Source organism: Streptomyces sp. NPDC006265 (assembly GCF_040613555.1).
Classification (GTDB): Bacteria; Actinomycetota; Actinomycetes; order Streptomycetales; family Streptomycetaceae; genus Streptomyces.
Map to the genome: position 1 here is coordinate 1 of NZ_JBEXSH010000257.1, position 10,342 is coordinate 10,342.

General features: G+C 71.4%; 10 protein-coding genes and 2 pseudogenes. 6 read left to right on the top strand and 6 right to left on the bottom strand.

Features of this window, described 5'->3' with window-relative positions; genetic code table 11:
- Positions 1 to 85: 85 nt before the first annotated feature.
- Positions 86 to 370: pseudogene (locus ABZ281_RS21275) on the top strand (hypothetical protein); the annotation flags it as partial.
- On the opposite strand, the pseudogene ABZ281_RS21280 reads toward ABZ281_RS21275, so the two are convergent.
- Positions 305 to 605 (bottom strand): annotated as a pseudogene (locus ABZ281_RS21280) (metalloregulator ArsR/SmtB family transcription factor); the annotation flags it as partial. The pseudogenes ABZ281_RS21275 and ABZ281_RS21280 sit on opposite strands and share 66 nt — an antisense overlap.
- A 450-nt stretch (positions 606 to 1,055) precedes the next feature.
- Here ABZ281_RS21280 and ABZ281_RS21285 point away from each other — a divergent pair.
- The 5 genes from ABZ281_RS21285 (at position 1,056) to ABZ281_RS21305 (ending at position 6,087) form a co-directional block, all read left to right on the top strand.
- On the top strand, positions 1,056 to 2,060 hold the full coding sequence (locus tag ABZ281_RS21285; RefSeq protein ID WP_356657642.1) for a substrate-binding domain-containing protein: 1,005 nt from the start codon (positions 1,056 to 1,058) through the stop codon (positions 2,058 to 2,060).
- Positions 2,061 to 2,251: 191 nt separating this feature from the next.
- Positions 2,252 to 4,702 carry a nitrate- and nitrite sensing domain-containing protein gene (locus ABZ281_RS21290; RefSeq protein ID WP_356657644.1) on the top strand — a complete coding sequence of 817 codons (2,451 nt, stop codon included), beginning with the start codon at positions 2,252 to 2,254 and terminating at the stop codon, positions 4,700 to 4,702.
- A gap of 21 nt (positions 4,703 to 4,723) precedes the next feature.
- Positions 4,724 to 5,155, top strand: coding sequence for a roadblock/LC7 domain-containing protein (locus ABZ281_RS21295; protein ID WP_010034179.1), 432 nt, complete (start codon positions 4,724 to 4,726; stop codon positions 5,153 to 5,155).
- 1 nt (position 5,156) lies between these two features.
- The gene (locus ABZ281_RS21300; RefSeq protein WP_356657646.1) at positions 5,157 to 5,516 is read left to right on the top strand and encodes a DUF742 domain-containing protein; all 360 of its coding nucleotides are present in this window, start codon (positions 5,157 to 5,159) and stop codon (positions 5,514 to 5,516) included.
- Complete coding sequence (locus ABZ281_RS21305; RefSeq protein WP_356657648.1) at positions 5,503 to 6,087, top strand: ATP/GTP-binding protein; 585 nt, start codon at positions 5,503 to 5,505, stop codon at positions 6,085 to 6,087. The genes ABZ281_RS21300 and ABZ281_RS21305 overlap by 14 nt, the downstream gene beginning before the upstream one ends.
- Before the next feature lie 67 nt (positions 6,088 to 6,154).
- Here ABZ281_RS21305 and ABZ281_RS21310 read toward each other — a convergent pair whose 3' ends face one another.
- From ABZ281_RS21310 to ABZ281_RS21330, 5 genes are all read right to left on the bottom strand, one after another.
- Positions 6,155 to 7,111, bottom strand: coding sequence for an ABC transporter substrate-binding protein (locus ABZ281_RS21310; protein WP_356657650.1), 957 nt, complete (start codon positions 7,109 to 7,111; stop codon positions 6,155 to 6,157).
- Positions 7,112 to 7,189: 78 nt separating this feature from the next.
- A complete protein-coding gene (locus ABZ281_RS21315) occupies positions 7,190 to 7,855 on the bottom strand; it encodes an ABC transporter permease (RefSeq protein WP_356657652.1) in 666 nt (221 codons plus the stop codon).
- Complete coding sequence (locus ABZ281_RS21320; RefSeq protein ID WP_356657654.1) at positions 7,852 to 8,556, bottom strand: ABC transporter permease subunit; 705 nt, start codon at positions 8,554 to 8,556, stop codon at positions 7,852 to 7,854. Before ABZ281_RS21320 ends, ABZ281_RS21315 begins: the two co-directional genes overlap by 4 nt.
- Complete coding sequence (locus ABZ281_RS21325; protein ID WP_356657658.1) at positions 8,553 to 9,677, bottom strand: ABC transporter ATP-binding protein; 1,125 nt, start codon at positions 9,675 to 9,677, stop codon at positions 8,553 to 8,555. Before ABZ281_RS21325 ends, ABZ281_RS21320 begins: the two co-directional genes overlap by 4 nt.
- Before the next feature lie 80 nt (positions 9,678 to 9,757).
- A partial coding sequence (locus ABZ281_RS21330; protein WP_356657656.1) for an ATP-binding protein occupies positions 9,758 to 10,342 on the bottom strand: 585 nt, incomplete at its 5' end.

The window sequence follows — 10,342 nt, forward strand, 5'->3', positions numbered from 1 at the left end:
GTCCGGTGCGGCGAGTGAGGGTACCCCCTGCTCGAGCGGAGTCGAGAGCTTGGGGGAGCGTGCCGGGCATCGCGACACCGCGGAGATCCATCAGAAGGGCCCCAGCGGGCGTCCGCCGGCGTGGCGGGCCGGGCCTGCTCCCAGCGACGGCGCCGCGCCCGGACCGCCCTCCTCCTTCGGGGCCCTGGCCTCGCTCTTTAAGGGCGAGAACGTCCTGGTCATCGGCTCCGACACCCGCACCGGCGGCAACAACGCGCTGGGCGGCGGCGAGAAGGACGACGTGGGCCGCTCCGACACCGCCTTCCTGCTGCACGTCTACGCCGACCACCGGCACGCGATCGCGGTCTCCATCCCCCGCGACACGCTGGTGACGGCTTTCGCGGCGGGGGCGCACGAGCCCGGCGAGCTTCAGCTTGGTGAGGTGCCGGCTGACCGGGCAGGGCGCCGCCGACGCGCTCGGCGAGCCCGGTCACGTCGCTCTCGCCCTGGGCCAGGGCCCATACGATGTGCAGCCGGGCGGGCGAGGCCAGCAGGCCGAAGGCGGCGGCCGCTCGGGCGAGCACGTCCACGGTGGGGTCCTCGAAGCCACCGCGGGCTGCCGCCACCGTTACCGCCCCTTTCCTGACGTCCGTCGCCCGGCGCGAGCGTCCGCCGTCCCGCGCGCCGCACCAGTATGGGCGGGCGTGCTGCGCCGGAGCCGGTCGCGCCGCCGGCGGCGACCTCGACGGTGGAAACCCTGTCGGCGAGGGCTCCCGAGTGGCCGCCGAACCGCGCGGACGGTACGGAAAGCGGAGGTGAGAGCAGCCGCGACGAGGACATCGCGAGGCGCGGAGCGGTGGCGCGCACGTCGCGACCGGAATCCCGCTGTTCGGCCCGTCGGACAGATCATCACGATGCGGCAGCGGTAACTCACGGCATGTGGCCGCTCACTTGACGACGGGTGGTCACACACGGTTGGCTCCGGGCCAGCGAGAGTCACGCGGCCGGTCCACCCTGCGGTCCCGCCCGCACTCTCACCCTGCTCTTGCTCGGCCGCACAGCGAGGTCCGCCCCTCATGAACACTCCTCCCCCGCCGCACACCTCAGTGAGACGCACCCGCCTCGCGGCGCTGGCCTTTGCCCTGTGCCTGCTGGTGTCCGGCTGCTCCGTGCTCGGCGCGGCCGACGACACGCCCGACGGAGCGGGTGGATCCGGGGGCGGGATGAAGGTCACCCTGGTGACGCACGGCGGCAAGGGCGACGCCTTCTGGGACCTGGTGCGCAGGGGCGCCGAGGCGGCGGCCGCCAAGGACGACGTCGACCTGACGTTCGTCGGTGACGCGGACCCGTCCGCACAGGCCGAACTCGTGCGGGACGCGGTCCGCGACAAGGCCGACGGCATCGCGGTGACCCTGGCCAAGCCGGCGGCGATGCGCGGTCCGGTCGCCCAGGCCAAAGCGGCCGGCATTCCCGTCGTCGGGCTCAACTCCGGCATCGACGCCTGGCGGCCGACCGGGCTCCTGGAGTACTTCGGCCAGGACGAGTCCGTCGCGGGCCGGGCCGTCGGCGACAAGCTGGACGGCCTCAAGGCCGAGCATGCCCTGTGCGTCGTGCACGAGCGGGGCAACGTGGCGCTGGAGGCCCGCTGCGCCGGCATGCGGAAGACGTTCCACGGCGACACCGACAACCTGTACGTGGACGGCAGCGACATGAACGCGGTGACCGCCGCGATCGCGTCCCGGCTGCGGCAGGACTCGAGCATCGACGAAGTCGTCACACTGGGCGCCCAGTACGGGCTCAGCGCCGTCGAGGCCGTGCGGCAGACCGGCAGCAAGGTTGAGGTCGCCACCTTCGACCTCAACAAGGACCTGGTCGAGGCGGTCAGGGACGGCGAGGTGCAGTTCGCCGTGGACCAGCAGCCGTATCTGCAGGGCTACCTCGCGGTGGACGCCCTGTGGCTGTACCGGACCAACGGCAACGTCAGCGGTGGCGGGACGGCCCCGGTGCTCACCGGACCCGCCTTCGTGACGAGGTCGAACGTGTCTGCGGTGGCGCGGTTCGCGGCCGCCGGGACCCGGTGACCGGACGCTTCCTGTGACGGTGTCGCCAAAGATTCGGTCAGGCCCGGCCCGCATGTCCACTTGTACGGATAACATCCTGCCCATCCCATGTGCCGTGCCCGGGACGGCACCACCCCCGCGCCCGTCCCCCACACCCCCCGACCGCTCCGCCTCCCCGCTCCTCACTCCCCGCTGATCGCCCTAGGACGACGATGTCTCGACGGACAGGTGCCCGGCGCCGTCTCGGTTCCATACGCCTCTCGCTGGTGCTCCTGGCCCTCGTACCCAGCGTCACCCTCGCCGCCATGTGGGGCGTGACGACGATCCAGATGTTCTCGGAGGGCCTCCGGCTGCGCGACCAGACGGACCTCAGCCGCTCGACCGGTGCCATGGGCACCGACGCGACGCTGGCGCTGCAACGGGAGCGCAGCCTGTCGGCCGCCTGGCTGGCCACCCCGAAGGGTTCCCGGGCCGCCCTGGACGCGCAGCGCGCGGAGACCGACAAGGCGGTCGCCAAGTTGGTCGGGCAGGCGGACGCGATCGACAAGGCGCCCTCCCGCATATCCGACCGGCTGTACTCGGTGCTGGGCTCGGTGGGCAGCCTGGAGTACTACCGGGACCAGGTGGATAAACCGACCGATATCACCGCGCAGCAGGCGCTGGACCAGTACTCGTCGATCATCGACGACCAGATCCACGCCTTCCAGGAGTTGTCCCAGGTCGACGACGGCGACCTCACCTCGCAGGCCGGCCCGCTGGTGGGTCTCGAGCACGCGGCGGAGCTGGTCTCCCGGGAGGACGCGCAGCTGACGCTGGCCTGGCCGGCCGGGCATCTGGACGACAAGACGTGGACACAGTTCACGGAGCTGGTGAACACCCGGCGCTGGCTGGTCCAGGACCAGGTCGTGCCGCAGCTGACGGGCGACGCCAAGGCGCAGACCGAGCGGATCCTGGCGAGCCGCGAGTGGCAGACGCTGCAGTCCGTCGAGGACCAGGTGCTGGCGTCCCGCAACGCGAGCGCCACCGCCGACCGGATCGCCCTGCCGGACGCGCAGAAGCGGTGGTCCACCGCCATGGACAAGCTGTCCGACCAGTACGCGGGCCTCATCGAGCAGCAGACGGCGGGGCTGCTGGAGCGCAGCGCCGACAAGGCCGACGCCCTGCTGCTCAAGGCGGCGCTGCTGAGCACCGGCGGGCTGCTCGCGCTGCTGCTGTGCGTCGGCATGTCGTGGCGGATCACTCGTTCCCTGTCCCGGCGGCTGCGCGGCCTGCGCCGGGCCGCCGTCAGCCTCGCGCAGGAGCGGCTGCCCGACGTGGTGGCGCGGCTGGACCGGGGCGAGACGGTCGACCCGGAGTCGGCGACGCCCGAGCTGGACTACGGCCATGACGAACTCGGCCAGGTGGCCCGGGCGTTCAACACCGCCCAGCGCACGGCCGTGCACACCGCGGTCGAACTCGCCGACACCCGGCGCGGCTTCCAGAAGATCATCCTGGGCATAGCCCGGCAGAGCCAGAACCTGGTCAACCTCCAGCTGAGCAAGCTCGACACGCTGGAGCGCGAGCACACCGACCCCGACATCCTCAAGGGCCTGTACGAACTGGACTCCACGGCCAGCCAGTTGCGCCGCTACGAGGAGAACCTCGTCATCGTCAGCGGCGAACGGCCCGGCCGCAGCTGGACCGAGCCGGTCGCCCTCATGGACATCCTGCGCAGCGCGGTCGGGGAGGTCGCCGAGTACCAGCGGGTGGAGGTGCTCACCGAGGAGGAGGTGTACGTCGCGCCGCCCGCGGTCGCCGACGTCATCCACCTGCTGGCCGAGCTCATCGACAACGCGACCGCGTACTCCCCCGCCCCGAGCCCCGTCACGGTGCGGGCCGGGATGGTGGCCAAGGGTCTGGCCGTCGAGGTCGAGGACCGCGGCCTCGGCATGTCGGAGGAGGACTACACGTCCTTCAACGAACAGCTGGCGGTGCCCCCGCAGTTCGACGTGGTGGCGCTCGCCGACGACCTGCGCCTCGGCATGTTCGTGATCGGACGGCTGGCCCACCGGCACGGCATCGCCGTCACCCTGCGCTCGTCGCCGTACGGCGGGACCACGGCGATCGTGCTGATCCCCCACGAGATCGTGGTGCGGGAGACAACGGGCGGCGGCGCGAAGGACGGCGACACCCCGGCGGACGGCCTGGTGGCGGTGGACGGACGAGGTGCGAGGGACGCCGGGCCGGGCGAGGCGCCGCAGCGCGCCGACGCACCGGGGGAAACCGGAGGGAGAACCGCAGAGGGAACCGAAGGGGGAACCGAACGCGCGGCCGGGTCCGCCCGCGAGCCCCGGCCCCTCGTCACCGCCCGTACCACCTCCGCCGTCCCGTCCGCCCCGCGCGAGGTCATCCCCCGCCGGGACGGTCTCGCCCCGCTCCCCCGCAGGGTGCCGCAGACCAGCCTGGTGGAGGAGTTGCGCGAGGAGTCCGCGCCCGCCGAGCACGACGGCTCCCTCGACGACTTCACCGCGGAGGCCGCCGCGTCCTCCCTCGCCGGTTTCCAGCGCGGCACGCTCCGGGCCCGTGACGACGACGCCGAGCCGCCCCACGACGAGGAGGCGCCCGCAGTACCCCGGCAGGCCGCAGCCGCCCCCGCCCCCTCGACTCCGCCCGCCGACCGCTGACCGCTGACGAAGGACACCGCAATGACACGCCCCATCCCCGCCACGCACACCCAGCTCGACCAGCTGCTGACCGGACTCGTGGAGCGGGTCGCCGACGTGAACCAGGCCGTGGTGCTCTCCGAGGACGGCCTGGTGGTCAGCAAGTCCACCGGTTTCCTGCGCGACGACGCCGAGCGGCTCGCGGCGACCGCTTCCGGTCTGATGAGCCTCAGCAAGGGCGTCAGCATGGACTTCCGGGGCGGTCCGGTGCGCCAGGCGCTCATCGAGATGGCCAACAGCTATCTGATCCTGACCTCCGCCGGTCCCGGTGCGCATCTGGTCGTGCTGACCGGGCCGGGCGCGGATGTCGGGGTGGTGGCGTACCAGATGAACATGCTGGTCAAGAAGATCGGCGAGCACCTGAGCGCGGCACCGCGGGGCGTGGCCGGACCCGTCGTCGATCCAGGCGTGTGAGGTGGGCGTAGGTGATTCGGCGGGGCGGCTGGTCAGGCCGTTCGCTCTGACCGGTGGCCGGACCCGGCCCAGCCGCGCCGACTTCACGCTCATCTCCACGGTCACGGCGGTCGATCCGCCGCCCGCCACGGCGGCCCGGTGCCAGCCCGAGCACTCCCGGATCCTCAGGCTGTGCGCGGAGCCGGTCGCCGTGGCGGAGCTGGCCGCCCGGCTCGATCTGCCGGTGAGTGTGGTCGTCATCCTGCTCTGCGACCTGCTGGAGGCGGGCCGCATCACCGTCCGCCCGCCGCGCCTCGTCTCCCGTACCACCCCGGACCTGGACCTGCTGCAGAAAGTGAGGGACGGCCTTGGCCGGCTCTGACCTTGCCACTGACGCGTCTTCGGCACCCGACACGGTCAAGATCCTCATCGCCGGGGGCTTCGGCGTCGGCAAGACCACGATGGTCGGGTCGGTCAGCGAGATCGTCCCGCTGCGCACCGAGGAACCCCTGACCATGGCCGGTCTGGGCGTCGACGACCTCGACGGCATCGAGGAGAAGCGGGCCACCACGGTGGCCCTGGACTTCGGCCGGATCACCATCAGCCGGGAACTGGTGCTGTACCTGTTCGGCACGCCGGGGCAGCAGCGGTTCTGGTTCATGTGGAACGACCTGGCGCTCGGCGCGCTCGGCGCGGTGGTCCTGGTCGACGTCCGCCGGCCCGAGTCCAGCTTCGCGGCGATCGACTTCTTCGAGCGCCGGCGCATCCCGTTCGTCGTCGGGGTCAACGGCTTCCACGGCGAACACCCCTACCCTCCGGAGGACATCAGGGATGCGCTCGCGGTGCCGGATCACGTGCGGGTGCTGCTGTGCGACGCCCGGGACCGGGAGTCATGCCGGGACGTGCTGATCGCGCTGATCGACCAGCTGATCGCGTCGGCGGTGCAGGCGTAGGGGACGGCCGCCGGGAGTACCGGGCCCGGGCGGTTCCCGCCGCCCGGGTCCGGTGGTCGGCGGACCGTCAGTTCAGGCCCGCCGACTTCAGCCACGCCGTCGCCACGTCCAGCGGGTCCTTCTTCTCCAGCTGCACCTGCAGGTCCAGCTCCAGGAGCGTCTTCGTGTCCAGCTTGGCGGAGACCGCGTCGAGTGCGTCGGCGCCCTTCTGCGGGAGGCCGCTCTTGTTGACCAGCGGGGTCACGTTGGCGAACCCGAAAAGGTTCTCCGGGTCCTTCAGGACGACGAACTTCTCCTTCACGATGGTCGGGTCCGTGGTGAAGATGTCCGCGGCCTGAACGGTGTTCCTGGTGAGCGCCGCCTGGGTCAGCGGGCCGCCGGCGTCGAGCGCCTTGAAGGACTTGAACTCAAGGCCGTACACGGACTTCAGGCCCTTGAGGCCCTGCTGCCGGGTCTGGAACTCGGGGGAACCGCCGATCACCAGGTCCGGGGCGGCCTCCTTGAGGTCCGCGAGGGTGGACGAGGAGGTGAGCTTGTACTTCTTCGCGGTCTCGGCGTTGACGCTGACCGAGTCCTTGTCCTCGGCCGGCGACGACTGAAGCAGCGTCAGCTTCTTGTCCAGCTTGGCCTCGACGGCCGCGTTCACCGCCTCGGCGGACTTCTGCTCGGCCTTGGGGTCCAGGTAGGCCAGCAGCGAGCCGTTGTACTCCGGCAGCACGGTCACGGAGCCGTTCTTCATCAGCCCGTACGTCGTCTCACGGCTGCCTATGTTGTGCTTGTAGGAGACTTTGATGCCCTTGGCCTTGAGTGCCTCGCCGTAGATGTCGGCGAGCAGGGTGCTCTCGGCGAAGTTGTTGGAGCCGACGACGACGGTGCCGGCCTTCGCCTTCTCGCCGGCCAGGGGGTTGTCGGAGGAGTCGCCGGACGAACAGCCCGCGAGCAGCGCCGCAGCGGCGGTGAGCGCGACGGCCGCCGCGCTGGTGTGCCTCGTCCTGGACCTGCTGCTCTTCGCGGTAGAAGTCATTCCACGATCCAATCCAGCGGCTTTGTGATCAGTCAAGAGCGTCCTGGTCACGGTTTGTTACAGGCCCGGGGCCGGGTCTCAGCGTCTGCGCACCCCCGGCGACACGGCCACCCGGCCCGCCACCCAGAACAGCGCCAGCGTGACGAGCGCCAGGACGGCCACCAGGGTGGCGCCGCCCACCACCTTCTCGTAGTCGCGCTGGTAGAGCCCGTCGACGATGTACCGGCCGAGGCCGCCCAGGCTGACGTACGCGGCGATGGTCGCCGTCGACACGATCTGGATGGCCGCCGAGCGCAGACCGCTCAGGATCAGCGGCAGAGCGACCGGCAGTTCGACCTGGAAGAGGATCCGCGACTCGTGCATGCCCATGCCGCGCGCGGCGTCCACCGGGGACGGGTCGACGGTGCGGACGGCCTCGTAGGTGGTCACCAGGATCGGCGGCACGGCGAGGACGACCAGGGGGATCATCACGGGCAGCAGGCCGAAGCCCATCATGATGACGATCAGCACCAGCAGGCCGAAACTGGGCAGCGCCCGGGCGGCGGTGGCGATGAACGCCAGGGCGTTTCCGCCCCTCCCGGTGTGCCCGGTCAGCAGACCGACGGGCAGGCCGATCGCGGCGGCGAGGACCAGGGCCAGGGCCGAGTACTGGACGTGTTCGAGCAGGCGTTGCGGAATGCCGTCGTAGCCGTGCCAGTGGGCACCGTCGCTGAAGAAGGCGTTGACGAAGTTCAGTACGCTCACCGGGTCACGTCCTGGGGGGCGGGCAGCTTCTGCCGCGTGCTCGGCTTCGGGCGCTTGCGGGTGCCGTTCGGCATCCACGGGGTCAGCACGACGCGGAGCAGCACCAGCAGGGCGTCGCACAGGATGGCCAGGACGGCCGTCGTGATCACGGAGTTCACGGCCAACTCGGGCCGGTCGTACTTCTGCGCGTCGGCGAGCAGGTTGCCGAGGGCGCCCTGGTTGCCGATGAGGGTGCCGACGCTGACCAGGGAGATGCTGGAGACGGTGGCGACCCTGAGCCCGGCGATGATGGCGGGCACGGCGATCGGCAACTGCACCTGCGCGTAGCGGCGTACGGGTCCGAACCCCATGGCGGTGGCCGCGGCCAGGGTCTCCTGCGGCACGGACCGCACCCCGTCGACGATGGCCGGGACGAGCACCACGAGGCTGTACACGGCCAGGGGGATCATCACGGTCAGCTCGGTCTGGCCGGTGTAGTCGATGAGGACCACGAAGAAGGCCAGCGACGGGACGGCGTAGAGGATGGTGGTGGCGCCGAGCACCGGCGGGTACAGCCAGCGGAACCGGACGCAGAGCTGGGCGAGCGGCAGTGCGAGCAGCAGTCCGGCCAGGACGGGCAGCAGGGCCTCGCGCAGATGCAGTCCGATCAGGCCGGCGTAGCTGTGCTGGAGGTCGCTCGGGATGTCGAAGAAGCCGTTCACGACGCGACCTTGGCCTCGTCGGTGCGGGAACCGGCGTGGGCGCTGCGGATCGCCTCGCCGATGGTCTGCTGCGCGACCACGCCGGTCACCCGGCCGGTGTCGTCCACGGCGACGGCCCAGCCGGACGGGGAGAGCACCGCGCAGTCGAGAGCGGCCCGCAGGGAGTCGGTGCCGGGGACGAAGGGCCGTCCGTGCGGCAGGAGCCGGCCGGGGTCGATGTCGCCTGCCGTCAGGGCGTCCGGCTCGGCCCACCCGAGGGGCTTGGCCTCGGCGTCGGTCACCAGGAGCCAGGCGGCTCCGGGGGCGGTGATCTGCTCGGCGGAGGCGTCCACCGGGATCACCGGGCCGGTGGTCAGCGGGAGTTCGGCGGAGGGGAAGAACGACAGCCGCCGGATGCCGCGGTCGGCCCCGAGGAAGTCCTCGACGAAGGCGTCGGCGGGGTCGGACAGCAGCTCTGCCGGGGGCGCGTACTGGGCGAGGTGACCGCCCTCGCGCATCACGGCGACCATCGTGCCGAGTTTGATGGCCTCGTCGATGTCATGGGTGACGAAGACGATGGTTTTGCCCAACTCATCCTGGATGCGCAGAAGTTCGTCCTGGAGTCCCTTGCGTACGACCGGGTCGACCGCCGAGAACGGCTCGTCCATGAGCAGCACGGGCGGGTCGGCGGCGAGCGCCCGGGCCACGCCGACGCGCTGCTGCTGACCGCCGGAGAGCTGGTACGGGTACCGCAGGGCGAGCGCGGCGTCGAGGCCCACGCGCTCCATCAGCTCGGCCGCCCGGGCCCGGGCCTTCTGTTTGCCCCAGCCGAGCACGCGGGGCACGGTGGCGATGTTGTCGAGGATCGTGCGGTGCTGGAAGAGACCGGCGTTCTGGATGACGTAACCCATGGACCGGCGCAGGGTGGTGACGGGCCGGCGCTGGATGTCCTCGCCGTCGAGGAGGATCGTTCCCTCACTCGGTTCGACCATCCTGTTGATCATCCGCAGGGTGGTCGTCTTGCCACAGCCCGAGGGTCCGACGAGGACGGTGATCGAGCGGTCGGGTATCTCCAGGGACAACCGGTCGACAGCCACCGTGCCGTCCGGATACCGCTTGGTGACTGATTCGATCCGTATCAAGGCGCCGGAGCCCTTCGGGTTGGCGGAAGCGTTGGCCATGGTCGTACGGGCTGTTTCCGGACGAGTCTAGAGGGCGCCTGTCACCGGACCGTAGGGCGTCCGTCCTTCTCGGGCAGGCGCACCGTGAACACCGTCGCTCCTGGTTCGCTGGTCAGCTCGATGCGACCGCCGTGGGCGCGAACCAGCGACTGAGCGACCGCGAGACCGAGTCCGCTGCCGCCGCGCTCGCGGCTGCGGGCCTTGTCGACGCGGTAGAAGCGGTCGAAGACCCGGGCCCGGTCGTCGGGCGGGATACCCGGCCCGGTGTCGGCGACCCGCACCTCGGCCGCGCCGGGAACGACGGCCACCTCCACCGACACCTTCGTGCCGGCCGGGGTGTGCACCGCGGCGTTGGTCAGCAGATTGTCGACGACCTGCCGGATGCGCAGCGGGTCCATCGCCAGCCGTACCGGCCCCGGACCCGCGAGGACCGTCAGCGGATGGTCCGGGCGGCCCGCGCGGAAGGCGTCCGCCGCCTGGCCCACCAGCTCCACCAGGTCGGCGTCCTGCAGCCGCAGCGGCGCCTCCACCTCCGCCGCGTCCAGCCGGGCGAGCAGCAGCAGGTCGTCCAGGAGGATGCCCATGCGGGCGGCCTCGGCGCGCAGCCGGGCGAGGTGCCGGTCGCG

Coding starts and splice junctions, on each gene's coding strand:
- ABZ281_RS21285 (WP_356657642.1), top strand. CDS start 1,056: ATGAACACTCCTCCCCCGCCGCACACCTCAGTGAGACGCACCCGCCTC.
- ABZ281_RS21290 (WP_356657644.1), top strand. CDS start 2,252: ATGTCTCGACGGACAGGTGCCCGGCGCCGTCTCGGTTCCATACGCCTC.
- ABZ281_RS21295 (WP_010034179.1), top strand. CDS start 4,724: ATGACACGCCCCATCCCCGCCACGCACACCCAGCTCGACCAGCTGCTG.
- ABZ281_RS21310 (WP_356657650.1), bottom strand. CDS start 7,111: ATGACTTCTACCGCGAAGAGCAGCAGGTCCAGGACGAGGCACACCAGC.